Origin of the sequence: Scandinavium manionii (genome assembly GCF_024764775.1) — a bacterium.
Taxonomy (GTDB): domain Bacteria; phylum Pseudomonadota; class Gammaproteobacteria; order Enterobacterales; family Enterobacteriaceae; genus Scandinavium; species Scandinavium manionii.
In genome coordinates, this window is record NZ_JALIGC010000037.1 from 119,838 (window position 1) to 144,731 (window position 24,894).

Here is a 24,894-nt window from a genome sequence, read left to right on the forward strand (position 1 = left end):
GTGGGGCGCATGGCAAGATATCCGTCGTCAAAAGGAGAAGACGAATGGAAGACGCTGAACGGATTTTGCCGCGTGAAAAAATGCAAACCGATGGGATTGAAGCACTCAGTGACGTTGAACTGCTGGCCCTGTTTTTACGAACAGGTACGCAGCGAAGGGATGTGCTTTCTTTCGCTGATTATTTGCTGAAACATTTTGGTTCGTTGCACGGTTTGTTGTTGGCACCAGAGTCTGAGCTTCTCAGGATGGACGGCATTGGCATCGCCAAATATGCCCAACTTAAAGGGATTGCCGAACTGGCTCGGCGTTTTTTTACTCTTCAGTTGATGATGCAGGAAAACCCGTTAAGCAGCCCTCATGCCACGCGTGAATTTTTGCAAAGTCAGCTAGCGAAAGAAGAGCGTGAGATCTTCATGGTGATCTTCTTAGATAGTCAAAACAGGGTGTTAAAGCATAGCCGGATGTTCAGCGGGACGTTGAGTCATGTCGAAGTTCACCCTCGCGAGATAGTCCGCGAGGCCATTAAGGTCAATGCAGCGGCGCTGATTCTCGCACATAATCATCCTTCAGGCAGTGCTCAGCCTAGTAAAGCGGATAGAATCATCACCGAAAGAGTGATAAAGTGCTGCCACTTCATGGAGATAAGCGTCCTCGATCACTTGATTGTCGGCAAAGGGGAGATAATTTCTTTTGCTGAACACGGATGGATTTAGCGATCCACCGGGATCTTTGTCTGTTCGGGACTTGAGCACACCGCGGAGTCAGCGTATACTACGCCACCTTTGAGAATCTCGGGTTTGGCATTTGGGCCTGGCTATACGAGTTCACTTAGAACCGTCAGACCGGGCTGTAGCAGCCTGACGAGGCGCCAATACCCTATACGAAGCTCGAGCTAATTTGATTTTTGGAGAATAGACATGTCCCGAGTCTGCCAAGTAACTGGCAAGCGTCCGGTGACCGGTAACAACCGTTCCCACGCACTGAACGCGACTAAGCGCCGTTTCCTGCCGAACCTGCACTCTCACCGTTTCTGGGTTGAGAGCGAGAAGCGCTTTGTCACCCTGCGTGTATCTGCTAAAGGTATGCGTGTAATTGACAAGAAAGGCATCGATACAGTTCTGTCCGAACTGCGTGCCCGTGGCGAAAAGTACTAAGTACTAAGAGGAATTAAATCATGGCTAAAGGTATTCGTGAGAAAATCAAGCTGGTTTCTTCTGCTGGTACTGGTCACTTCTATACCACCACGAAGAACAAGCGTACTAAGCCGGAAAAACTGGAACTGAAAAAGTTCGATCCAGTTGTCCGTCAGCACGTTCTGTACAAAGAAGCTAAAATCAAATAATTTTAGTTTTCTTGTATATAAACCCCGCCTCGGCGGGGTTTTTTGTTTTAACCTTCGTATGTTGAGCTACAGATGCGTTGGCTTTGTTCATTCACCCCAGTCACTTACTGATGTAAGCTCCTGAGGAGTCACTCCTCGCCGCCTTCCTGTAACTCAACATACTGTGGTTAAGGGGAAAAAATGCCTGAATTACCAGAGGTTGAGACCAGCCGTCGCGGTATCGAGCCGCATCTGGTCGGTGAGACCATCCTGCACGTCATTGTTCGCAACGGCCGACTGCGCTGGCCTGTATCTGCGGAAATTCATAGCCTCAGCGATAAACCCGTACTCAGCGTTCAGCGTCGTGCCAAATACCTGCTGCTTGAGCTGCCTGACGGCTGGATAATCATCCACCTCGGGATGTCGGGGAGTTTGCGTATCCTCGCTGAAGAACGAGCGCCAGAGAAGCACGATCATGTCGACCTGGTGATGAGTAACGGCAAAGTGCTGCGTTACACTGACCCTCGCCGATTCGGCGCGTGGCTGTGGACTAAAGAGCTGGAAGGCCACAGTGTGCTGGCACATCTCGGCCCGGAACCGCTGAGTGAGGCGTTTAACGCCGATTACTTCCGCGAGAAGTGTGCGAAAAAGAAAACGCCGATCAAACCGTGGCTGATGGATAACAAGCTGGTGGTGGGCGTGGGTAACATCTATGCCAGTGAGTCATTGTTCGCTGCTGGTATTCACCCGGACAGGCTTGCGTCATCGCTTTCTGCGGAGGAGTGCGCGTTATTGGTGCGTGTCATCAAGGCGGTGCTGCTGCGCTCTATTGAACAGGGCGGGACGACGCTGAAGGATTTCCTGCAAAGCGACGGTAAGCCGGGCTATTTTGCTCAGGAATTGCAGGTCTACGGTCGGAAGGATGAACCTTGTCGGGTCTGCGGCTCGCCGATTATCGCGACGAAACATGCGCAGCGGGCAACATTTTACTGCCGCCGCTGCCAGAAGTGATTATTTCAGCTTGTCCATCAGCGCCTGATGGACAGCAGGCGGCAGGAAGTGGGCGACGTCGCCATCGTGGCGCGCCACTTCTTTCACCAGTGAAGAAGAAATAAACGACCACTCTTTCGACGGCATCAGGAATACGCTCTCAAGCTCCGGCATCAGGTGGCGATTCATGTGCGCCAGCTGCATTTCGTATTCGAAATCCGCCACCGCCCGTAAACCACGAATCAAGATGTTGGCCTGCTGTGCGCGGGCAAAATTTGCCATCAGGTCACTAAAACCCACCACTTCCACATTCGTCAGGTGTGAAGTCGCTTGGCTGGCTAACGCGACGCGTTCATCCAGATCAAACATCGGTTTTTTACTTGGGCTGGACGCGATGGCCAGCAGCACTTTATCGAACATGCAGCTGGCGCGGGTAACGATGTCGAGATGTCCGTTGGTGATGGGATCAAAGGTGCCTGGGTAGATGGCTTTTGTGCTCATGACTCACGCCTTCTTGCTAAAGCTGCGGTTCAGCGCCCACAGCTCGGTGTACTTGTTAAACGTATACTGCGCGTTCACGACCGACAGCAGCCAGCCCTGTGCGCCATCCAGAACGCCGCCACGCAGGATAAGCGTTTTGATTAACGCGCCCAGCGTGTGACCAAAAATACCTGCCAGTGAGGTTTTCTTGCCTTTCTGATGACGTTCCTGCGCCCATGCCGTGGCATAAGCCAGCTGTTTACGCTGGAACTCAGCAAAATCACGACAGGTCAGATGCTTCAGGTCGCCCTTCAGTTCTACGACTTTTGCACCGCGACTGTCGAGGGATTCATGCACTTGATTATCGTTGTACTGCCAGCGCTCGCGCTCGTAAAGACGCAGAACTCTGTCTGGATACCAGCCGCTGTGACGCATAAAGCGACCGAGAAAATAGTTACGGCGAGCAATACTGTAAACGGCGCCCGGTTCCGGGGCCGCAAGGGTGTCGCGGAGGGAATTTTCGAGCTCAGGCGTGACGCGTTCATCGGTGTCGATCATTAACACATAATCGCCGGTGGCGAGCGCTTGAGCGCGCTGACGCTGAATACCGTAGCCCTGCCAGTCGGTGTTTACGTGGACTTGTGCGCCAAGACTTCTTGCCAGTTCAACGGTGTTGTCGTCGCTGCCGGAGTCCAGCAAAACAATCTCGTCAGCCCATTGCACTGATGCCAGGCAATCCGGCAGCAGATCGGCAGCGTTTTTGGCGATCATCACCACCGACAGGCGAGTTGGCATTAGTGGCTCCGCTGAGGCAGATAAGGTTGCAGTAACTGTAACAGACGGGCAAGCGCGCCCTGATTCTGATGAAGCACTTCGACGGCATGGCGGCCATACCAGAGGCGGTAATCTTCATCAGTCAGCAGCGTAGAGACTTCTTTCACCAGTGTGTCCATATCGGTGACTGTGATGAGTCCGTCATCCTGCTGAAGTTTGGCGCAGATGTCTTTGAAATTGAAGGTATGCGGTCCCATCAATACCGGAATTGCATGCGCGGCCGGTTCCAGCGGGTTGTGCCCACCACGTTCGACGAGACTGCCGCCGACAAAGGCCAGGTCAGCAATTCCGTACAGCAGCATCAGTTCACCCATGGTGTCGCCAATGACCACCTGAGTCGTCGCGGAAGGAATTTCACCCGTACTGCGCAGGGTAAACGGCATGCCTGCTTTCTGCACCAGTTCACGGGCGTCAGCAAAGCGTTCAGGATGGCGCGGCACCAGAATCAGCAGCAGATCCGGGAAGGTTTCCAGCAGCTTTTTATGTGCGTCGAGGATGATTTTTTCTTCGCCGTCATGGGTACTGGTTGCGATCCACACCTGACGACGCGGCGCCCACTGACGACGTAATGTCACCGCGCGTGCCGCCAGCTCTGGCGTCACGGAGATATCAAATTTGAGGCTGCCGGTAATCGTTAGCTGATTGCGTTTGAGGCCCAATGCGAGGAAACGGTTACCGTCCTCTTCGTTCTGCGCGGCAATCAGGGTGATGCGGCTCAGCAGTCGACGCATGAATTTGCCGAGCTTGCCGTAACCTTTGGCTGAACGTTCAGACAGGCGCGCGTTGGCAATCACCAACGGGATTTTGCGCTTATGCAGCGCGGCAACCATGTTCGGCCACAGCTCGGTTTCCATCACGATAACCAGCTTCGGACGGGTGGTATTGAAGAAGCGGTTCATCGCGCCAGGTAAATCGTACGGCAGATAGACATGCTGCACATCTTTGCCGAAGGCGGACATTGCCCGTTCAGAACCGGTTGGCGTCATGGTTGTGACGGTTATCGGCAATGACGGGTAACGATGGCGCAGCGCACGCACCAGCGGAATGGCGGCCAGCGTCTCGCCTACGGAGACGGAGTGCAGCAGTATGCCATCAGGCACTACCTTATTTTTGCAAAAGCCATAGCGCTCAGCCCAGCGTTTACGGTACGCGGGCGCCTTTCGGCTGCGCAACAATAACCGCAGCCAGACCAGCGGCTGAATCAGGTAGAGCAAGGTGGTATACAGAAATTCCAAGCGAGTTATCCGTTTTTATACTTCGGCGGGCAAATTCTAAGCATTTAGCGTGCTTAAAGCTATCCCTTTGGTACATCAGTCAGGCCAATGATTGAAGCTTGTGCGCAAAGTGGTTGAAAAAATGGCAGGGAAAGGCTTCCCCGCCATTCATATCAATACTATTGCTCTGCCGGAGGTAAGGCATTGAGATGGTAAGTTATGCGCTCAGAGAGACCCCGAATATCACCACCGGTGATGAAATAGGAATCATCTTTCTGATTAGGGTTTTTCACGTTAAACCCAAGCATTTTATTGATGAGGGTGGCGAGCTGGAAATGGTTGAGCGGCACATGATTGGTGATGTTGCTCATCGAATACTCCGGATCGTTGCTGAAGTACAGGAATGGAATCTGGGCGATGGGCATCTCAACCACTGAGTGTCCAAAGAGGCCGCCGTCACCCACTCTTTCACCATGATCGGAGGTGATGAACACCAGGACAGGCAGTTTCGACTTCGCCATAGCTGTGCGAATCGCAGCGGCGAGCTCTTTGTCATACAAACGAACGGCATCATCGTACTCGTTCTTCTTCTGCGCAACGTCATCACTCAGACGCGGGGTAGAGAACTTAGCAAATCCAGGCGGAATGTTTCGCTCATAAGGGATATGTGGCGCACGGCTGTTCAATACCATCAGGAACGGTTTGTTCCAGTCCAGATTAGATTTCTCGACTGATGGTGTGAGAACAACATCGGCACCCACTTCTGGTGCAGGACGGATTTGCGTGTCTTCCCACAAATCGATGTCATGAATACCAATCCAGTTGCTAAGTCCCTCGAGTCCTTGCGCAGAAATAAAGGCCGTTTGATATCCATGTTTTTTTGCGTTGGCAAAGATATTCGTGGCTCTGGATTTATAAGCTGCATAGTTGTCGGGTTCGCGAAGGTTGTTGACCAGCATCGGGATGGCCACGCGAGTCGATACGGCATTGGAGATAATCAAACGGCCTGTCCCTTGGTACTGCTGGAGCAGTGCTTTCAGTTCAGGCGTGGTATCACGCTCATAGCCAAGTGCGCTCACATGGTGAGGATTCAGGCTTTCACCGATGGCAAGAATAATCGAATACTTACCAGCATGCGTATCCGGTACTGGCGTCACGGCATAGGGTTCGTAATGGGCAATATTTTGATTTTCACCAGAGATAGCTTCAGGTATCAACCGGATAGCGCTGTAGCTCATAGCAGATAAGCCATTTCGCAGCAGTGAGTGACGCAGGTCTGGGTTGAATTTATACATTTGCCCGTCAATGGCTTTGTAGAACTGGCCCACAAACATCACCACAATCGCGAGCAGGCATGGCATTGCTAACCCTTTATGCCACTTCGGTGCCAGGCGACGAGTAACAAACAACGCAACCAGGACTGCCACAATCATTATGGCAAAGTAGACCCCTAATGAACCCAGGCTGTCGGTAATACCACTGGCAATATCTTTTGTTTCAACAAACGCTAACCAGACTTCGCTGGGTCCATAAAACTGACCATAAAATTGATAATAAATGGCTTCGCTGATCTGCACTATAAATGTCACTGCAAGAAGTAGGCGTGTTACGAAAAAACGCGAACTCACTGCAGCAAGCAAAGAAATGATGAGATAAAGTGAAATATCACCTGCTTTTGGCTGATAGACATGATCTTTAAGTAGAATGATGATTTCAGAAAGCGAGAACAGGACCAGGAAGAGAATCGTCAGGAACACGGTTCTCAGCAGGTTGGTGCGCAGCGCAGGCGACCATTTTGCAGATGTTTTCAACATTGTCAGGCTCAATCTCATTAGAACTTTTTAGTCAGCGGACGAATGGCTTTACCAAAGCCAAAGCGAACTGCGCGAACAAACGTAGGGCGGTTATGCAATCCTTTACGCCAGATGTCCTCAAACAAACTGAACCAACGGGCAGCAACAGCTTCGCGAGAGTAGACCTGTAGACGTTTCTCGCCCTGTTCGCGCATTTGGCGATAGAGTTCAGGGGTGTTTTTCAGTTTCATAATCGCATCAAATGCTTCATCAGGCGTTTTCGCTATCAAATAGTCCAACTCGCTTTCGCGAATAGCCCGATAAGACGGCTCATCATCACAAACCATGACCGTTTTGCCCAACCAGTTGTTAATCAGTTTGCTGGCAGGTTTACGCGCTAACTTATGATCGTGTGATTTACGAAAACTGATGCAAACATCCACATCCTGGTAGTCAGTCCAGTTATCAAACGAGATCCGCAATTTGATACCTTGCTCTGCCAGACGCTGCTTGAATGTTCCTTCTCGATACGTTTCCGGGAAACTATCCACACGCCCAAAGAAGGCGACGGTTTCAATCGATTCATCAGTACGTTGACGAGGTTTAACCCCAGGTTGTGGCCAGTAAGGTACGAATATACGGTTACTGTGAACATCGACTTCCGGGTTCTGATCAACAACAACATCGGCCCCGATAACCGGTGGGCGATCGGCTCGAGCGACGACGGTAACGCCCTGCCACGGTTTTACACGCGAGCCAAAATCATCGTTGTGCATTAAATTGATAGCATCAGGGCGGCATTCTGAACCGAATGAGCATTCTATCTCGTCACCATAGTAATGCTTCAAAGCCAGAGTCGTCTGGAATGTCCATCCGCCACGCCCTCCGCAATAAAAGCGTTCAGGGATTGAGTCAGGATTTACTCGGTTATCGAGCAGAGTCTGAAAATCTGCATAGTTTTTAGCGATGAAATCAGCGCGGGAAACCGCGTGGAGTTTTAGTTTGCTCATAATATCCGTTAGCCGAGAATTTTTTTAAGTCGGAAGAATCGACGTCCCAGACGCCACCGCTGGCGAAAGCCACGTGCATTCTGCCAGATCATTGACCAGATGCCTCTGTCGAAAAGCTCTCGCGTTATCTCGCGCTTTTTCTCCATATCTTCAATATTGTTGATGCTGTGCAGGATCCCAAGGCCTTCTTTTGCGAGCTGCCAGTGACAGGCTGGTACGCGCTTCACCTGTTCTGGATGGCGTTTATTGATGACGTCCAGCATCTCAAGAATCTTCATATAGTGGCGGGAAGAACGCATCCGGGTATCGTCGGTGCCAGGCGTATGGGATACAGAGGCTGAGTGAATCAGGTAGTCGTAAAATACTTCGTCAATATACTGAACGCGTTTCGCCGTCAAAAGAACTTCGGTTGTCCATGGGATATCCTGATGGCGCAGACCGGGTTCGAAGGTAAATCCCTGCTCTTTGATAAAGTCATGGCGGTAGATATTCAGCCAGGTGACATGCAGGAATTTACGCGATGACAGCGCCATTTGTAGCCAGCTCGGGCCATCCAGCACATCTGTTGAAGAGAGTTTGTCAGAGGGAAAAATCTTTTTCGACGGACGACCATCGTCGTAAATGTAAGTCCCGTTGCAGGTCGCGACATCCAACTGACCGGCAGAAGCGATTTCCAGCAGGCGTGGGTACATTCCGGGATAGATAACATCGTCGATATCCGGGAAGGCGACATACTCCCCCTTCGCAACGGCAAGCCCTGTATTGCGTGCCACGGAGACTCCACCGTTAGCTTGCTCAATCACCTTAAAATGACTGAATTCAGTCGCATAGCGCGTGATGATTTCTGCTGAGCCGTCGTTTGAACCATCATTGACGATAATGAGTTCCAGACTGTTGAGGTTCTGCTTTTTGATGCTGTCAAAGAAAGCGCTCAGAAATTTCTCGCCATTATAAACGGCGACAACGAGGCTTAACTGCGGCGTACAAGACATGCTTTCTCCGTACTATTACGCGGTGATGTGGCTATCAAGATTTAACTGTATCGTGCGATGGCAATTCGACAGCCGTCAGGCTAAAGAGTTCTGAAGGCGTTGATCGCACCAGCGCTTTTAGGCTCAGACGCGATCAACGTATGTTCAGGAGGGTTTATCTGTGGCTTGCGGGTTGCGCAGGGCACACATACCGATCAGCAACCCTGTAAGGAACATGTACTGCTCCAGATAGTGGTCTTTCAGGTTATGGTCGACCATGGTTCTGGAGAAGAAGCCGACGGTGAAGAGTAACAGGAACATCCCCAACATCGTGTTGCCGTGACGGAACTCTTTCCAGCCAATATACCAGCATCCCGCCAGCAGAATCAGCCAACCGGCAATGCCGACAATCCCATTCTGGATACCAAATTCAATAAGACCATAATGGCTGTGTGGGATATTTATCCGATTATCCTGAGTATCACGACGCAGTACGTAACGGAATGCTTCTTTACGCGGGCCCATCCCGGCAGGGTGTTCACCCACCAGTTTCCAGCCTTGATGGAAGAAGCTGGCACGACAGCCGTTGGAATGGTCCATTTGGACACCGAGATCGTTTAATGGCCTGGTTCCATTTGTTCTGTTGTAGCAGAAGCTGGTGAATGGGGCATTCCATCCCGCCTCCGCATCACTTTCAATATTTTGCCAGCGCGGGTCAGTCTTCCAGGACGTATAGCCGAGCGCCACCGAGGCGAGAATGATCGCCAGCAGGATACCGCCCGTCAGCACGACACGGCTGCGGCGCATGCTGTGTAGGCTTAGCAGGATAAAGGTAGAGAACAGGCTGCCGACGAGGCCAATGGTACCCCAGCGCGTGTCCACCAGGCCGGTACACAGCAGATTGCAGAGCAACATGAACGACAGTGTGGGTGTGCCGAGGCGTAAGAAATGTTGGCGCAGTAATCCGCGAGCAAGCAGCTCAGCAAGAATAAAGCCGGTGATCATGTTGACCTGGAAACTCATCCGCGTGCGGTTATAGACAATCCGCGTTTGCCCCCAGTGGATAACGCCATCACGCCAATAGAGCCAGGCGGTATCCAGGAGGTGTATCAATATCACGCCCCAGAAGAAGAGGATAACCAGCGTAAACAGACGGGCGGCAGTAATTGAGGGGAAATGAGTCTGGATAACCGGTAATAACACCAGTCCTGCGCAGAAAAGTAATACCGGGCGTAGCCATTGTCCATCCCATGTCGATACCATTTCTTTGATATCGGGTGCGACAAAAAAGCCGTTAATCAAAATGAAAAAGGTCAGCACCCACAGCGCGATGAGAACGAACTTAATTTTACTTAAATGTAGACTCTGCTTTGCTGTAACAGAACTGAAAAACAGGCCAAAAGACACGACAATAATGGGGTAAATCAATCCATTACGATGAAAAGGCAGCTGATCATTTGGAATTGGCCAGATAAAACATAAAGCCAATACAGACAGGATGATCGCACCTGTCAGAATGTTTCGAGTTTTTGTCATAGTTTTTGGCTGGTTACGGACTTCGGCATCTTTACCGGCAAGTTTACGGTGCTGTCAGATATCCACCGAGTTATGCCGTACAATTAAAAAAACCGAGGAAAATTACCACATATACCCCCACTACAGAAGGGTAATGTTTGTAAGCAGGAATAATCTCTCTCATTTGTAACGGCGGGGTCTTTTATGTATTACATCAGAGCAACGTATATACTACGCCGATCAAATTAAACCGAGATTATGAACAGGAACCCTATGCACATTGTCCACACTGAAGCTGACGGCGGAAAAGGCGGTCAACCGCTGCGTATCATCAACGAATCTCTGGGCATGATACAGCGTGGACATCAGGTGACTATCCTCTGCCCTGAGTCTGCTCCGCTGCATCAACTGGCGCTCTCAGCAGGACTCAATGTGGTGACCATGCCGCTGAGAAGAAAAAATCTTGGCAACTTGCTGACGTTACGCCGCTGGTTCCGTGACAATCGTGATACCGTCGATGTCGTTAATAGCCATAACTCGGCGGATACGTGGCTTGTTGCCCTGGCAAATCTGTTCTTATCTCGCCCACTTCCGCTCATTCGCACGCGCCATGCATCCGGTGTGCCTCGCAATAACTGGACGACGCGTTGGCTTTACCGTAAAGCCTGCAAGCATATTGTCTCCACAGGAGAAGCGCTGCGGTTGCAAATGGTGGCTCTGGGTGTGCCGCTGGAAAACACCACTTCCGTGCCTAGCGGAGTCGATACCTCACGTTTTCATCCTGGTGACAAAGACGCTGCCCGCAATCACTGCGATCTGAGTCAGGGGGATTTTTGGCTGGGCGTGGTGTCGCATTTACGACCGAATAAGGGCCATAGCGTACTGCTCAAGGCGCTGGCGCAAATCACCATCCCGGAAATTAAGGTCGCTATTGTCGGCGATGGTCCGCATCGTGAAGCGCTGGAAAGTGAAGTTATCCAACATAATCTCTTAACGCGTGTGGTACTGGCGGGTCATCAGCCCGATCCGGAACGCTGGTTCCCGGCATTTGATATTGCCATCAGCCCTTCCCACGATATGGAAGGAGTGCCACAAGGCGTACTGCAATCTTTAGCGACAGGGATAGCGACCATCGCGACGGATGCAGGCGGGACGGCCGATGCGGTTATCGACAGGAAGACGGGGCTTTTGATTGCACAGCAGGACGTAGAAGGACTGCGTGATGCCATTCTCACGCTGTATCACGACCCGGTGTTGCGCCGCCAACTGGCAAGCCAGGGGAATGAGTATCTTAATGCTCATTTTACCCGTGAATGCATGCTGACGGCGATGGAGAAGGTTTTTACCGACGCGGCTCAGTCCAGCAGTTCGCGATAAAGGTCCTGCAGTTTGTTGGCCATGCTTTCAAGCGTATAAGGTTCTGCGGTGGCGCGTGCCGCCGCCGCGTAATCAACGCCACGATGGCGTCCTTCCAGCCAGGCAGTAATCGCCTGCTGGTATCCCGGGACGTCAAGTGCGTCACGAACCCAGCCGTTGCTTCCTTCCTCGACCCATTCCGCTGCGCCGCAGCCGTGGCTGGTCAACAGCGGTAAACCGCAGGCCAGTGCTTCTACACAGACGTTCGGGAACGGATCGTACAACGTCGGTAAAATAAGTGCGTCTGCGCTGCCGTAGACTTCACGCACATCTGAAACCGGCCCGAGAAATTTCACGCGAGAAGAGACACCTAACGTACTGGCAAGCTTCGAAAACTTTGATGCATGCTTATCGTGACCGGCAATTAACAGCCAGACATCCTGGTGCGGTTGAATCGCTTTTAACGCCGTGGCCACACCTTTCCGAGCGAAACCGGAGCCAACATACGCCAGCACTGGCGCGTTATCCGGAATGCCAAGACGGCCACGCATTGAAGCCTGACGCACGTCGGGATGAAATTGTTGGGTATCGACCCCGTTATAAATCACCGTCAGCTTATCGTCGCTCAGGCCAAAACGGCGAGCGATATCGTCCCGTACCATACGCGAGTTACAGATAACTTTGCGCAGATTAGGGTGGGTAAACATCTGCTGTTCAGCGCTGAGAATGTAGCGGTGATAACGGCTAAAAGACTGCGCCCAGCGGGTCAGAGGCGACTGAATACGGTTGTATTGCTCGAGCCAGGCTGCGTGAACGCCGTCGCCTGCGCGGAAAATGGATGCACCGGGGATGCGTTCGTGGCTCTGGACGAGGTCAAAATCCTTAAAATGCGCGGCTGCCGCGGCGGCAAAACCTTCTTCCCGAGCCTGGCGATTGCGAAACGGCGGGTCGATAGTCAATGTATTCCAGCCTGCCGCATTTTCCCATTTGCGAGCGATCAGGGTGACATCGATTGCGGTATCGCGGGCCAGCACATTCAGCGCGCGGGAGACGAATCGTTCTGCACCACCGTTAGGATTATAGGTTTGTCTGACGATAGCGAGCTTCATGCCGGGTTTTCCAGAAGCAGTGTATCAATCGCGCTCAGTACCTGCTGAGAGGTGATGGCAGTGATGCAATCTGAAACATGGCTATCCCCGCAGCCCGCTTTACCACAAGGCTGACAGGTAAAACCTGCGGTGATAACCCTGTACTGTACGCCCCACGGTGCCCATTTAATCGCACCGGTTGGGCCGAAGATGGCGACCGTGGGCGTTCCCACAGCGCTCGCTAAATGCATCGGCATGGAATCGACGCCAAAATAGAGCCGGGCATGCTTCATTAATGCACCCAGTTCTTTTAAATTCAGTTTTCCGCTTAAATCATGGTACGGCTGGGTGAGCCGTGCCCGCAGACCATCCATGTATTCGCTCTCTTCTTTGGACGGTGCCGCAGAAAGAATTATCGGCAGACCGCGCGCGGAAAGCATATCGATAGTGACGGCAAGCTTATCCAGCGACCAGGCTTTAAACATCCAGCGAGAGGTCGGGTGTACCAGCACATATGATTTTGAAACAACGCCGAAATCCGCCAACTTTTGCGCGATTGAGGCTTCCGCTTCGGCACCCGGCACGAACAGCGTGTTTTTGTCTTCAGCCGTTTGCGGATGAATGCCGATATGGCGCAGCGCATCCAGATTCACTTCAACCATATGGCGCGAATTGTCCTGAATGGCCGGGTAGAGCGTCGTAAAGGATTTAACCCAGCGACGACGTGCCAGGCCAGTGCGTTTATCCGGCTTGAAGCCAACAGACACGCGTGGTTTCAGGCGACGGGCCAGACGCGCGCCGTGCCAATGCTCTGTCAGATTGATCAGTACGTCGTAATCGCGGGCTTTCAGGGTATTGAGCAATGCCCGATACAGCGTCAGCTGTTTGATAAAACCCTGCTTACGCCAGTTGCGCCCGATGGTATGCACCTGATTAATCGACGGATGGTTGGTCAACATGGCTTGCGTATCATCATAAACCAGCGCATCGACCTCTACATCGGGCCAGTTTTTCTTCAACACGGTAAAGACCGGTGAGGTCAGCAGCACATCCCCGTGATGGCGCAGCTTAACGATCAGGACTCGCTTTGGCGGACGATTCGGTGAGAAAAAATCAGGCATGATGACTCTCTGCGGCCAGTAAGGTGTTTAATCGCTCATAAACGGTCGCCGCACTCAGGTCGCTCAGTTGCGATGAGTCCTCAGGACGGCAAATGTGTTGGTTTTTTCCGTAGCCACCGATAAGACCCGGATCCGTAGGGCCATAAAGCGTGATATTCGGGCGATCCAGCGCAGCCGTTAAATGGCTGAGTCCGGTATCGACCGACACGACCGCACGCGCGCCTGCGAGAACGTGAGCAACCTTCTCAAGGCTCATTCGCGGCAGCACTTCCGCGTAATCATGGCCTTCGGCTAAACGTTCTGCTCTGGCTTCTTCATGCGGCGCGCCCCACAGCAGTTTGATGTTCAGACCGCTACCCGCCAGCTTTGCAATCAGCTCCCGCCAGTGCGATTCCGGCCAGTGTTTATCGTCGCGCGTGGTGGCGTGCAGAAATACGAGGTAAGGCGTCGCCGTGGCGCCGTCGGTGTTCACAAAATGCTGCGCAATTGCATAATCACCCTGCTGATCGGGCTGTGCATAGCCGAGGCTTTTCGCGAACAGCTCACGGGTACGTTCGACCGCATGCTGTTGTTTTTCGATGCGATGGCGGCGGTTGTAGAACAGGCTCGCCAGCGGTTCGCGGGCGCTTTGCCAGTCCATGCCGTGCTTGATACCGTGCGCGAGGCGTGTGACCAGCGCCGCGCTTTTCACCAGCCCTTGGGCATCGATGACGGCATCATACTTTTCGGCCTGCACCTTTTGGCGAAACGCGAGGCGTTCGGCCTTTACGGGGGCTGAGAACCACGCTTTGCGCCAGCGGCGGATAGCCACCGGGATAACCTTGTCTACTGCGGCGTGCCAGCTGGGAATTTGCGCAAAGCCTTCTTCAACTACCCAGTCAAAACGGATACCCGGAATCGCCTGAACGGCGTCGGTCAGCGCAGGCAATGTGTGGAGCACATCGCCCATTGAGGACGTTTTAACGATCAATACGCGCATCCGTTATGCGTCCTCGGCCAGCAGCAGCTGGTTTAATTCTTCCAGCACACGGGCAGGCGTAATGTCGATCAGGCTCTGATGATAGCCCTCTTCGGCGTCGCCTTTACGCACTTTGTGGTAGCCGGTAATCAGGCGGATAACCTTGGCTTTATGCGACAGCGGCGGTGTGAAATCCGGGCTACTTGGGCCATACAGCGCAACCAGTGGCCGGTTCAGCGCTGCGGCGACGTGCATCAGACCAGAATCATTGGTGACGACCGCTTTACAGGCAGCAAGCAGAACCACGGCCTGTTCAAGCTGCGTTTCACCCGCCAGGTTGCGGCACCAGGCCTGCTGTTCCTGGCTGAGCGTCGCCAGGATTTCGTTCCCGGCATCGTGGTCTTTGGCTGAGCCGAATAACACCACCTGATAACCTTCATCGATCAGCTGTTTCGCCAGTTCTGCATAGTGATAGTGCGGCCAGCGTTTTGCCGGACCAAATTCCGCTCCGGGGCAGAAGCCAATCATCTGGCGTTCAGCGGAAAGCGAAAATGCGGCAGCCATCTGTAACTTTTCACTTTCGCTGACCTGGAGCTGCGGCCAGAGCAGCGGCTGCGGTAAATCTTTCGCAGAACGCATGAAACCTTTGTTATACGCCAGCGCGACATAGCGCTCGACCATCAGCGGCCAGGCCGCTTTGTCGAGGACGCGGACATCATTCAGTAAACCGTAGCGCATTTCGCCACGCCAGCCGGTACGTTGTGAAATTCCCGCAAAGTACGGGACCAGAGCCGACTTGAAAGAGTTCGGCAGGACGTAAGCGCGATCGTAGCGTTTTTCACGCAGACTGCGTCCGAGTCGACGGCGTTCGCTAATTTCCAGCGCACCATGACCGAGCGGCATCGGGATGGCTTCATTCACTTCCGGCATACGCGATAAAAGCGGACGGCACCACGCGGGTGCCATCACATCAATGATCGCCTGGGGATAGCGCGCCTTGAGCGTGCGATAGAGACTTTGCGACATCATCATGTCGCCCACCCATGACGGGCCAATCACCAATATCTTCATTCACTTCATCCTTCAAGCTGTCTCTGCGTTGGCTGCCTTCATTCACCCCAGTCACATAGTTATCCTATGCTCCTGGGGGTCATTCAGTTGCCGCCTTGATACCGCTTCAATGATTTTGTGAATTTGTATCGCTGTCGCGGTTGAGCCAGTGCATGTATTCCGTCACGCCTTCGGCAACGGTTTTGAACGGCTTATCGTAGCCCGCAGCACGCAGGTTAGTCAGGTCAGCCTGAGTAAACGCCTGATAGCGGCCTTTGAGTTTTTCCGGGAACGGAATGTACTCAATGCTGCCTTTCTGGTGATACGCAAGCGTTGCATCTGCCACGGCTTGGAAGGATTCCGCGCGGCCAGTGCCGAGGTTGAAAATACCGGACACGCCGTTTTCCCAGAACCACAGGTTCACTGCGGCAACATCGCCGACGTAAACGAAGTCGCGCTTAAAGCTGTCGCTGCCTTCGAACAGTTTCGGGCTTTCGCCATTGTTCAACTGGGTGTTGAGGTGGAAGGCTACGCTCGCCATGCTGCCTTTATGGCCTTCGCGCGGTCCGTAGACGTTGAAGTAACGGAAACCGACAACCGGAGAATCTACTTCTGGCAGGATTTGACGCACGTATTCGTCGAACAGGAATTTGGAGTAGCCGTAAACGTTCAGCGGCTTTTCATACTCGCGGGACTCGATAAAGTCAGACGTGCGGCCGCCGTAGGTTGCTGCAGAAGAGGCGTACAGGAACGGGATTTCGCGCTCCAGGCAGTAGTGCAGCAGTTCTTTGGAATACTGATAGTTGTTATCCATCATGTACTTGCCGTCCCACTCGGTGGTGGAAGAGCAGGCACCTTCGTGGAAGACGGCTTCGATTTCGCCCATCTCTTCACCAGACATAATCTGGATCAGAAAATCTTCTTTATCCATATAGTCGGCGATGTTCAGGTCGACCAGGTTAACGAATTTGGTGCCGTCTTTCAGGTTGTCCACCACCAGAATGTCAGTGATGCCTTTATCATTCAGGGCTTTAATAATGTTGCTGCCGATAAAGCCTGCGCCGCCGGTAACGATGATCATAACGATAACCTTTGAATGTGGGTGACCGGGACTATCCCGGACGCTAATGGTTCTTATCATACCATCACTACGCAGAGTCTTCACATTCACCGACAACCCGCAAGGATACACGTGATTTATGCTACAAAAATGCTTAACCGACGCAGCGTCATCTCGTATAGACCTATAGCATTGGGTAATATGTTCCAAATTTTGCCGAATCTGGAGAGTTGCAATGCGTGGTGATTTTTACAAACAGTTAACCAGCGACCTGGAAACCGCCCGTGCGGAAGGGTTGTTTAAAGAAGAACGCATCATTACCTCTGCCCAACAGGCGGACATTACCGTCGGTGATGGCAGCCATGTCATCAACTTCTGCGCTAACAACTATCTCGGCCTGGCAAACCATCCAGAGCTGATTGCTGCGGCAAAATCCGGGATGGACAGCCACGGATTTGGCATGGCCTCCGTGCGTTTCATCTGCGGAACGCAGGACAGCCACAAGGTTCTGGAAAAGAAACTGGCCGATTTCCTCGGTATGGAAGATGCGATTCTTTACTCCTCCTGCTTTGACGCCAACGGTGGTCTGTTTGAAACCCTGCTCGGCCCGGAAGACGCCATCATTTCTGATGCGCTGAACCACGCTTCCATTATTGATGGCGTGCGTCTGTGTAAAGCGAAGCGTTTCCGTTATGCCAATAACGATATGCAGGAACTGGAAACGCGCCTGAAAGAAGCTCGCGAAGCCGGCGCTCGCCATGTACTGATCGCCACAGACGGCGTGTTCTCGATGGATGGCGTGATCGCCAACCTGAAAGGCGTTTGCGACCTGGCAGACAAATACGATGCGCTGGTGATGGTCGATGACTCCCATGCGGTCGGCTTTGTTGGCGAAAACGGTCGTGGCTCCCACGAATACTGCGATGTTCTGGATCGCGTAGACATCATCACCGGTACGCTGGGCAAAGCGCTCGGCGGTGCATCCGGCGGTTACACCGCGGCGCGTAAAGAGGTGGTCGAGTGGCTGCGTCAGCGGTCCCGCCCATACCTGTTCTCCAACTCACTGGCTCCGGCCATTGTTTCCGCGTCGATCAAAGTGCTGGAAATGGTGGAGTCAGGTGCTGAGCTGCGTGACCGCCTGTGGTCCAACGCGCGCTTGTTCCGCGAAAAAATGACCGCAGCAGGCTTTACCCTGGCCGGGGCCGATCACGCCATTATCCCGGTGATGCTGGGTGAAGCGACCGTGGCGCAAGACTTTGCCCGCGAGCTGCAAAAAGAAGGGATTTACGTCACCGGTTTCTTCTACCCGGTGGTGCCAAAAGGTCAGGCGCGTATCCGCACGCAGATGTCTGCGGCGCATACCCCTGAGCAAATTGAACGTGCGGTGGACGCGTTTACCCGCATCGGTAAGCAACTGGGCGTGATTGCCTGAGGATGTGAGATGAAAGCATTATCGAAACTGAAGGCCGAAGAAGGTATCTGGATGAACGACGTTCCGGAGCCGGAAGTCGGTCATAACGACCTGCTGATTAAGATTCGCAAAACCGCTATTTGTGGCACCGACGTGCACATCTATAACTGGGATGAATGGTCACAGAAAACCATCCCGGTTCCGATGGTCGTGGGTCACGAGTATGTCGGTGAAGTGGTCGGTATCGGCCAGGAAGTGAAAGGTTTTAAAATCGGCGATCGTGTTTCCGGTGAAGGTCACATCACCTGCGGCCACTGCCGTAACTGTCGCGCGGGCCGCACGCATCTTTGCCGCAACACCACGGGTGTCGGGGTAAACCGTCCGGGCTGTTTCGCAGAATATCTGGTTCTGTCGGCGTTCAACGCCTTTAAAATCCCGGATAACATTTCTGACGATCTGGCGTCCATCTTTGACCCGTTCGGTAATGCAGTACATACGGCGCTGTCGTTTGATCTGGTCGGTGAAGACGTGCTGGTGTCCGGCGCAGGCCCCATCGGTATTATGGCCGCAGCCGTCGCGAAACACGTTGGTGCGCGTAACGTCGTGATTACTGACGTGAATGAATACCGTCTGGATCTGGCGCGTAAAATGGGCGTGACTCGCGCGGTTAACGTGTCCAAAGAAAGCCTGACTGATGTCATGGCCGAACTGGGCATGACCGAAGGGTTTGACGTGGGCCTGGAAATGTCAGGCGCACCGCCAGCGTTCCGCACCATGCTTGATACCATGAACCACGGCGGGCGTATTGCGATGTTGGGAATACCGCCATCAGATATGTCTATCGACTGGACCAAAGTCATCTTCAAGGGCTTGTTCATCAAAGGTATCTATGGTCGTGAGATGTTCGAGACCTGGTATAAGATGGCGGCGCTTATTCAGTCAGGGCTGGATCTCTCCCCAATCATTACCCACCGTTTCGGCGTTGATGACTTCCAGAAAGGCTTTGACGCGATGCGTTCCGGCCAGTCCGGGAAAGTGATTTTGAGCTGGGATTAACCCTAAAAAGTGCCTTCGGGCGCTTTTTTCTGCAACCTAATTCACGTAGTTTGTCCAAAAAAAGATTTTCGCCAACTTTTCTTCGCTTTTTATTCCCCACGTTTATAAAGTCTGTTGAGGTTTCATTTAACTTTATAACGCCTATGTTCAAACTCACCGTTTGTTTGTTGACCTTCAATTCTGCGCGCCTGCTGAATGAAGTCCTGCCTCCGCTGGTTACCGTTGCGGATGAGTTTATTGTGGTGGATTCTGGCAGCACGGATAAGACGTTAGATATTTGTCATGATTATGGTCTGACAATACATCACCATCCCTATTCCATGCATGGCGCACAAATGCGCCATGCAACTGAGTTATCCAGCAATGACTGGGTGCTTTGTATGGACAGCGATGAAATTCTGGATGCTGAAACGGTTGAATTTATTTTGGCGCTAAAAGCGGGCAACGAACCGGAAGCAGATCACGCCTGGCGTATTTCTCGTTACTGGCATGTGTTGGGGGAAGAAGTACGCACAATTTATCCCGTCTCTTCGCCTGATTATCCGGTGCGATTGTTTAACCGTACCCAGGCCCGGTTCAACGATCGTCCGGTCGATGACAAGGTTGAAGGTAATCTTCAGACGGCCAAAATCCCAGGCCACGTGCGGCACGATACCTTTTACTCACTTCATGAAGTTTTCAATAAACTCAATGGTTACACCACTCGACTGGTGAAATATCAGAATATCAGGCCATCGCTTGGTCGGGGTGTCATCAGTGCGATTGGCGCTTTTTTTAAATGGTATCTGTTTAGCGGTGCGTGGCGAAAAGGGAAAGTCGGTGCGGTCACGGGGCTATATGCGACGCTTTATAGTTTTCTGAAGTATTTCAAAGCCTGGTGTGCTCACAATACAAAGCAGGGAGCCGTGATGGAAAAACACACGGACTCCCGTCAGGTCTGAATCAGGGCTGATCCCACCCCTGCCACTGCAGCTGCATATACTGCACTAACGTACTATGCGTAATGCTGTCGCCGAGCACGGTGAAGAAGCGGCTGGCATAAACAGGCTGCTGCGGCTGTTTTGGCTTACACAGCTTCACACCACGGAACGGGTTACGCGATGAGGTGGATTGCTGAGCCGGGGCGCCATTCTGCGGCGTCGACGTGTCTACCTGCTGTTCGTTGAGCAGGCTGCTCGGTCGCACCAGGGTGATATCCGGCGGCAAGTTGTACACCATCTGCTGAAGCACGCGAACCGTCGTTGGATGCGGGTGGCCAATCGCAATCGCCGAACCATTACGGCGCGCAAGCTGAATCGCACGATTAAACTGCACCCGAATATCCGCCTCGTTTTGTTTGTCATCCAGGAACACTCTACGCTTGATGACCTTCACGCCCGTCCCGGCGGCGGCGCGCATCGACTGGCTGTTGCCAATCGTCATGCTGTCGAGGAAATAGAAATTGTAGTGGCTCAGCGTCTGCATCACTTTCTGCATGCCGAACAGGCTCGAGGTCATGGCGCTGCCCATGTGGTTATTCAGCCCCACGGCGTAGGGCACTTTGCCGACCGCATCACGAATAATACGATCAATCTCTGCGCTGCTCATGTCCGGACGAAGGGTGTCTTTCTCCAGCGGCTGCTTGCTGAGTGGCGCCATCGGCAGGTGGATCAGGACTTCATGACCGCCGTTATGGGCTTTAGTCGCCATTTCGCGGGCGTGGGGAGCATTGGGTAACACGGCTACGGAGATAGTATTGGGCAGGGCCAGTACCTGATTTTCTTGCTGGGGGCGATAGCCAAAATCATCAATGACTATCGAGAGTTTTCCGGCGTGGGCCGGGGAAATCATCGCCAGTACGGCGGCGACGGACAACGCTAACGAGCGAAATTGAAGCAAAACTTATCTTCCCAACCACGGCTGTGGATTGACCGCCTGACCCTGGCGGCGAATTTCGAAGTAAAGTGACGGTCGGCCCTGACCACCACTGCTGCCCACAAGGGCAATCGGCTGACCCGCGCGAACCTGGGTCCCGACGTTGACCAGCGCGCTCTGATTATAGCCATACAGGCTCATGTCGCCTTTACCGTGCTCAACGACAACCACAAGGCCGTAGCCCTGCAGCCAGTCGGCGAGGATCACCCGGCCATCGGCAATGGCTTTTACCTCGGTGCCTTCAGACGCACCGATAACCATCCCTTTCCAACGTAGTTCACCCTGAAGCTGTTCGCCATAGCGATGCAACGTTGGGCCGCGAACTGGCCAGTAGGCCTGACCGCGCGGTGAGCCCAGGCCGCCCGTACGGGACATCAGCGAGCGTTCACTTTCGGAAGGTTTATAGGTAGTGCCTTTACGCGAGGCGTCCTGCTGGCGGTCGCGTACGGCCTGCGCTTCACGGGCCTCGCGGTCTGCGCGAGCGCGCGCGGCTGCGGCGGCCTGTGCAATGCGGGAGCGCATGCGTGATTCGTTGGCCCGCATTTCGGAAAGCTGTTGTTGGCCTGCCTGAATCGAGGACTCGAGTCCGGCGAGGGTTTTCTTACGTTCGTTACGCGCCTGCTCAAGCTTGGCCTGCTGCGCTTTCTGCTCATACAGCAGCGTTTGCTGTTGGCTCTGTTTCTCTTCCAGTTCCGCTTTTTGTGAGGTCACTTCTTCGCGCGTCTGTTTCAGCTCGGCGATGGTTTCCTGGCGCGCCTGGTTGAGGTAACCAAAATAAGCCTGCAGACGTTGTCCGCGTTGGCTCTCTTCACCGCTTAAAATCAGCTGAATACCGGTATGTTCACCCTGACGAAACGCGGCATCAAGCTGTGCGGCAAGGCTACGTTCCTGGGCGGCTTTTTGCTTTTCAAGTTTAGCAATCGACGCGTTCATAGCATCGACCTGCTTATTAAGGTCAGCGAGGGTATTCTGGGTGTCCCGCAGTTTGCGGGCAGCGGCGGAAATGGCTTCTTCCTGCTTTTTGAGCTGGGCGAGGAGAGCAGAGCGCTGTTGCTGCTGTTGGCGAACCGCCTTCTCTTTACTGGCGATATCAGCCTGAATAGATTTTAGCTGGTCGCGATCGTCCGCGTGAGCATACGTCGCGCACAGCAATACGCCAGCGCTGACTGCGCTGGCGTAACAAATGGATCGGACTGCCGTCGCGAGCCATATATTTGAAAAAATCGCCTTTCCCCTCATGGGGAGGGATTATTCCACGATGAACAGCGGCTTGCCAGTCATCTCTTCCGGCACGTCCATGCCCATCAGGGTCAGCATGGTTGGTGCGATATCGGAAAGTTTACCGCCATCGACCGCTTTAACCGCTTTGCCGCCAACGTAAATCAGCGGTACAGGCAGGTTAGTATGTGCGGTGTGTGCCTGGCCAGTAGCCGGGTCACGCATCTGCTCAGCGTTACCGTGGTCAGCAGTGATAAGTAACTGACCGCCAACGGATTCTACCGCTGCAGTGACTTCAGCAATGCAGTTATCCAGCGCTTCAATCGCCTGAACTGCTGCTTCCATCACACCGGTGTGGCCAACCATGTCGCCATTCGGGTAGTTACAGATGATGGTGTCGTACTTGCCACCCTTGATTGCGCCGACCAATTTTTCAGTCAATTCTGCCGAACTCATTTCTGGCTGCAGATCGTAGGTCGCGACTTTCGGGGAGTTGATAAGGATTCGCTCTTCACCCACAAACGGGTCTTCTACGCCGCCGTTGAAGAAGAAGGTGACGTGTGCGTATTTCTCGGTTTCAGAGATACGCAGCTGGGTTTTATCCTTCTTCGCCATCCACTCGCCGAAGGTGTTCGCGAGGGACGTTGGTGGGTATGCGCAAGGGGCTTTAATGTCAGCCGCGTATTCGGTCAGCATGATGTAGTCGAGATTGACCACTTTCTTACGGGCGAAGCCGTCGAAATCAGCGTTAACGAAAGCACGGGTGATTTCACGGGCGCGGTCAGCACGGAAGTTCATGAAAATCAACGCATCGCCATCTTCCATTGCTGCGTCGGCCTGACCTTCTGCACGGATAACGGTGGCTTTCACGAATTCGTCGTTTTCGTCACGCGCGTAAGCGGCTTCGAGGCCGGCAACGGCGGTGTCAGTCTGGAACTCGCCTTTCGCCAGGGTCATCAGATCATAAGCGTGTTCAACGCGATCCCAACGGTTGTCGCGGTCCATCGCGAAGTAACGGCCAATGATGGACGCTACGCGGCCTTTACCCAGCTCGGCAAATTTCTCTTCGAAACGCTGCAGAGTGGGTTTGGCGCTGCGCGGGGGAGTATCACGGCCATCAAGGAAGGCGTGCAGATAGATTTTCTCTGCACCACGCTGAGCGGCCAGTTCTACCATCGCCAGGATGTGATCTTCGTGGCTGTGAACGCCACCGGCAGACAGCAGGCCCATGATGTGTACGGCTTTGCCCGCCGCAACGGCTTTATCAACCGCGCCTGCCAGCACGCTGTTTTCAAAGAACGTACGCTCTTTGATTTCAACGTCCAGACGGGTCAGGTCCTGATACACGATACGGCCCGCGCCCAGGTTGACGTGGCCTACTTCGGAGTTACCCATCTGACGGTCCGGCAGACCCACTTCCAGGCCGGAAGCGTCAATCAGCGTATGTGGACGTTTGGCCCACAGGGCATCCATAACTGGCGTTTTCGCATCGAAAATCGCGTTATCCTGCTGGTCTTCACGGTAGCCGTAGCCATCCAGAATCACCAGTACCATAGGTTTTTTAGTAACCGACATATGCGACAACCTCATGCTCACAAGATAAAAAATTTGCGTAATTTTACTACAGCTGAATCGATAAATCTGCCTCAGAAGATCAAAGAACGGGCGACACCGGCGCTGAGTTTGGTTATTTTTGGCCTAAATTTAGCGAAACAGGCCGCAGAAATTGGATTAGCTTAGGCTCGGCTTGCTGTATTTGCCACCATGCACAGGTATACTCCTTCCCTGTTTTTTTAATCACTGAGTCGGGAGTTATCACCCTCCATGCAAGAAATTATGCAATTTGTTAGCCGTCATCCCATACTGAGTATCGCCTGGGTTGGCTTACTGGCTGCCGTTCTGTTCACGACCTTTAAAGGCCTGACCTCAAAAATCAAAGTGATCACCCGCGGTGAAGCCACGCGCCTTATCAACAAAGAAGACGCAGTGGTTGTCGACCTGCGCCAGCGTGATGATTTCCGTAAAGGCCACATCGCCGGTTCCGTGAACGTTCTGCCTGCCGAAATCAAAGCGAATAACCTCGCCGAGCTTGAAAAACATAAAGATAAACCCATCATCGTTGTAGATGGTTCCGGTATGCAGGCTCAGGATCCGGCAACGACGCTGAACAAAGCGGGCTTCGAGCGCGTATATGTTCTGAAAGAAGGCGTTGCGGGCTGGAGCGGTGAGAACCTGCCACTGGTTCGTGGTAAGTAATTTTCTGAGGTAACGTCATGGCCAATATTGAGATCTACACCAAAGCAACATGCCCGTTTTGCCATCGTGCGAAAGCACTGTTGAACAGCAAAGGTGTCTCCTTTCAGGAGCTGCCAATCGACGGTGACGCGGCGAAGCGTGAAGAAATGATTGAACGTAGTGGCCGTACCACGGTGCCGCAGATTTTTATTGATACACAGCACATTGGTGGCTGTGACGACTTGTATGCACTTGATGCACGTGGTGGACTTGATTCCCTGCTGCGATAATCCCTTTTA

Annotated in this window: 25 protein-coding genes; 10 read left to right on the forward strand and 15 right to left on the reverse strand. The window is 53.1% G+C overall.

The features are described from left to right. The first annotated feature begins 44 nt into the window (after positions 1 to 44). The 4 genes from radC to mutM all read left to right on the forward strand — a co-directional run bounded on the left by radC (position 45) and on the right by mutM (position 2,332). Positions 45 to 713 carry a RadC family protein gene (gene radC / locus MUU51_RS10365; protein WP_258967708.1) on the forward strand — a complete coding sequence of 223 codons (669 nt, stop codon included), beginning with the start codon at positions 45 to 47 and terminating at the stop codon, positions 711 to 713. Positions 714 to 917: 204 nt separating this feature from the next. Continuing rightward, on the forward strand, positions 918 to 1,154 hold the full coding sequence (gene rpmB / locus MUU51_RS10370) for a 50S ribosomal protein L28 (protein ID WP_002436699.1): 237 nt from the start codon (positions 918 to 920) through the stop codon (positions 1,152 to 1,154). A gap of 20 nt (positions 1,155 to 1,174) precedes the next feature. Next, the gene (gene rpmG / locus MUU51_RS10375; RefSeq protein WP_003024094.1) at positions 1,175 to 1,342 is read left to right on the forward strand and encodes a 50S ribosomal protein L33; all 168 of its coding nucleotides are present in this window, start codon (positions 1,175 to 1,177) and stop codon (positions 1,340 to 1,342) included. A 180-nt stretch (positions 1,343 to 1,522) separates the two neighbouring features. Beyond that, positions 1,523 to 2,332 (forward strand): bifunctional DNA-formamidopyrimidine glycosylase/DNA-(apurinic or apyrimidinic site) lyase, encoded by an 810-nt coding sequence (gene mutM, locus MUU51_RS10380; RefSeq protein ID WP_159769068.1) that lies wholly within the window; start codon positions 1,523 to 1,525, stop codon positions 2,330 to 2,332. On the opposite strand, the gene coaD is transcribed toward mutM, so the two are convergent. The 7 genes from coaD to MUU51_RS10415 form a co-directional block, all read right to left on the reverse strand. Continuing rightward, positions 2,333 to 2,812: a pantetheine-phosphate adenylyltransferase gene (coaD, locus tag MUU51_RS10385; protein WP_159769071.1), complete on the reverse strand. Its 480-nt coding sequence runs from the start codon at positions 2,810 to 2,812 to the stop codon at positions 2,333 to 2,335. It lies immediately after the preceding gene. Between the two features lie 3 nt (positions 2,813 to 2,815). Further along, entirely contained in the window at positions 2,816 to 3,586 is a 771-nt protein-coding gene (locus tag MUU51_RS10390) for a glycosyltransferase family 2 protein (protein WP_159769074.1), read from the reverse strand. Next, positions 3,586 to 4,860, reverse strand: coding sequence for a lipid IV(A) 3-deoxy-D-manno-octulosonic acid transferase (waaA, locus tag MUU51_RS10395; protein WP_159757088.1), 1,275 nt, complete (start codon positions 4,858 to 4,860; stop codon positions 3,586 to 3,588). Before waaA ends, MUU51_RS10390 begins: the two co-directional genes overlap by 1 nt. A 158-nt stretch (positions 4,861 to 5,018) precedes the next feature. After that, the gene (locus MUU51_RS10400) at positions 5,019 to 6,653 is read right to left on the reverse strand and encodes a sulfatase-like hydrolase/transferase (protein ID WP_258967709.1); all 1,635 of its coding nucleotides are present in this window, start codon (positions 6,651 to 6,653) and stop codon (positions 5,019 to 5,021) included. A 17-nt stretch (positions 6,654 to 6,670) separates the two neighbouring features. After that, positions 6,671 to 7,642 (reverse strand): glycosyltransferase, encoded by a 972-nt coding sequence (locus MUU51_RS10405; RefSeq protein ID WP_159769083.1) that lies wholly within the window; start codon positions 7,640 to 7,642, stop codon positions 6,671 to 6,673. Between the two features lie 8 nt (positions 7,643 to 7,650). Then, positions 7,651 to 8,634 (reverse strand): glycosyltransferase, encoded by a 984-nt coding sequence (locus MUU51_RS10410; protein ID WP_258967710.1) that lies wholly within the window; start codon positions 8,632 to 8,634, stop codon positions 7,651 to 7,653. A gap of 144 nt (positions 8,635 to 8,778) precedes the next feature. Beyond that, on the reverse strand, positions 8,779 to 10,149 hold the full coding sequence (locus tag MUU51_RS10415) for an O-antigen ligase family protein (protein ID WP_159769089.1): 1,371 nt from the start codon (positions 10,147 to 10,149) through the stop codon (positions 8,779 to 8,781). A 252-nt stretch (positions 10,150 to 10,401) separates the two neighbouring features. On the opposite strand from MUU51_RS10415, the gene MUU51_RS10420 reads away from it, so the two are divergent. Then, positions 10,402 to 11,505 (forward strand): glycosyltransferase family 4 protein, encoded by a 1,104-nt coding sequence (locus MUU51_RS10420; RefSeq protein WP_159769092.1) that lies wholly within the window; start codon positions 10,402 to 10,404, stop codon positions 11,503 to 11,505. Here MUU51_RS10420 and MUU51_RS10425 read toward each other — a convergent pair. The 5 genes from MUU51_RS10425 to rfaD all read right to left on the reverse strand — a co-directional run bounded on the left by MUU51_RS10425 (position 11,484) and on the right by rfaD (position 16,782). Next, on the reverse strand, positions 11,484 to 12,593 hold the full coding sequence (locus MUU51_RS10425; protein ID WP_258967712.1) for a glycosyltransferase family 4 protein: 1,110 nt from the start codon (positions 12,591 to 12,593) through the stop codon (positions 11,484 to 11,486). The genes MUU51_RS10420 and MUU51_RS10425 overlap by 22 nt on opposite strands. Then, the gene (rfaQ, locus tag MUU51_RS10430; RefSeq protein WP_258967713.1) at positions 12,590 to 13,693 is read right to left on the reverse strand and encodes a putative lipopolysaccharide heptosyltransferase III; all 1,104 of its coding nucleotides are present in this window, start codon (positions 13,691 to 13,693) and stop codon (positions 12,590 to 12,592) included. The genes MUU51_RS10425 and rfaQ overlap by 4 nt, the downstream gene beginning before the upstream one ends. Beyond that, complete coding sequence (rfaC, locus tag MUU51_RS10435) at positions 13,686 to 14,672, reverse strand: lipopolysaccharide heptosyltransferase RfaC (protein WP_258967714.1); 987 nt, start codon at positions 14,670 to 14,672, stop codon at positions 13,686 to 13,688. Before rfaC ends, rfaQ begins: the two co-directional genes overlap by 8 nt. A 3-nt stretch (positions 14,673 to 14,675) precedes the next feature. After that, positions 14,676 to 15,722, reverse strand: a complete 1,047-nt coding sequence (gene rfaF / locus MUU51_RS10440; protein WP_258967715.1) for an ADP-heptose--LPS heptosyltransferase RfaF — start codon at positions 15,720 to 15,722, stop codon at positions 14,676 to 14,678. Between the two features lie 106 nt (positions 15,723 to 15,828). After that, positions 15,829 to 16,782: an ADP-glyceromanno-heptose 6-epimerase gene (rfaD, locus tag MUU51_RS10445; RefSeq protein ID WP_159769107.1), complete on the reverse strand. Its 954-nt coding sequence runs from the start codon at positions 16,780 to 16,782 to the stop codon at positions 15,829 to 15,831. A gap of 214 nt (positions 16,783 to 16,996) precedes the next feature. Here rfaD and kbl point away from each other — a divergent pair, with 214 nt between their 5' ends. The 3 genes from kbl to MUU51_RS10460 all read left to right on the forward strand — a co-directional run bounded on the left by kbl (position 16,997) and on the right by MUU51_RS10460 (position 20,169). Continuing rightward, positions 16,997 to 18,193, forward strand: coding sequence for a glycine C-acetyltransferase (gene kbl / locus MUU51_RS10450; protein WP_159769110.1), 1,197 nt, complete (start codon positions 16,997 to 16,999; stop codon positions 18,191 to 18,193). Between the two features lie 9 nt (positions 18,194 to 18,202). Next, a complete protein-coding gene (tdh, locus tag MUU51_RS10455) occupies positions 18,203 to 19,228 on the forward strand; it encodes an L-threonine 3-dehydrogenase (RefSeq protein ID WP_258967716.1) in 1,026 nt (341 codons plus the stop codon). A 143-nt stretch (positions 19,229 to 19,371) separates the two neighbouring features. After that, on the forward strand, positions 19,372 to 20,169 hold the full coding sequence (locus MUU51_RS10460) for a glycosyltransferase family 2 protein (RefSeq protein WP_258967717.1): 798 nt from the start codon (positions 19,372 to 19,374) through the stop codon (positions 20,167 to 20,169). 1 nt (position 20,170) lies between these two features. Here the strand turns inward: MUU51_RS10460 and MUU51_RS10465 are convergent, their stop codons facing one another. The 3 genes from MUU51_RS10465 to gpmM are packed head-to-tail and all read right to left on the reverse strand — an operon-like array spanning position 20,171 to position 23,935. Further along, positions 20,171 to 21,106: a divergent polysaccharide deacetylase family protein gene (locus MUU51_RS10465; RefSeq protein WP_258967718.1), complete on the reverse strand. Its 936-nt coding sequence runs from the start codon at positions 21,104 to 21,106 to the stop codon at positions 20,171 to 20,173. Positions 21,107 to 21,109: 3 nt separating this feature from the next. Further along, complete coding sequence (gene envC / locus MUU51_RS10470; RefSeq protein WP_258967719.1) at positions 21,110 to 22,381, reverse strand: murein hydrolase activator EnvC; 1,272 nt, start codon at positions 22,379 to 22,381, stop codon at positions 21,110 to 21,112. Positions 22,382 to 22,390: 9 nt separating this feature from the next. Beyond that, complete coding sequence (gpmM, locus tag MUU51_RS10475) at positions 22,391 to 23,935, reverse strand: 2,3-bisphosphoglycerate-independent phosphoglycerate mutase (RefSeq protein WP_159769122.1); 1,545 nt, start codon at positions 23,933 to 23,935, stop codon at positions 22,391 to 22,393. A gap of 249 nt (positions 23,936 to 24,184) precedes the next feature. Between gpmM and MUU51_RS10480 the strand changes: the two genes are divergently transcribed. Together MUU51_RS10480 and grxC are read left to right on the forward strand one after the other, a co-directional pair. Next, positions 24,185 to 24,616, forward strand: coding sequence for a rhodanese-like domain-containing protein (locus MUU51_RS10480; RefSeq protein WP_258967720.1), 432 nt, complete (start codon positions 24,185 to 24,187; stop codon positions 24,614 to 24,616). Between the two features lie 17 nt (positions 24,617 to 24,633). After that, positions 24,634 to 24,885 (forward strand): glutaredoxin 3, encoded by a 252-nt coding sequence (gene grxC, locus MUU51_RS10485; protein ID WP_133461552.1) that lies wholly within the window; start codon positions 24,634 to 24,636, stop codon positions 24,883 to 24,885. Positions 24,886 to 24,894 lie beyond the last annotated feature (9 nt).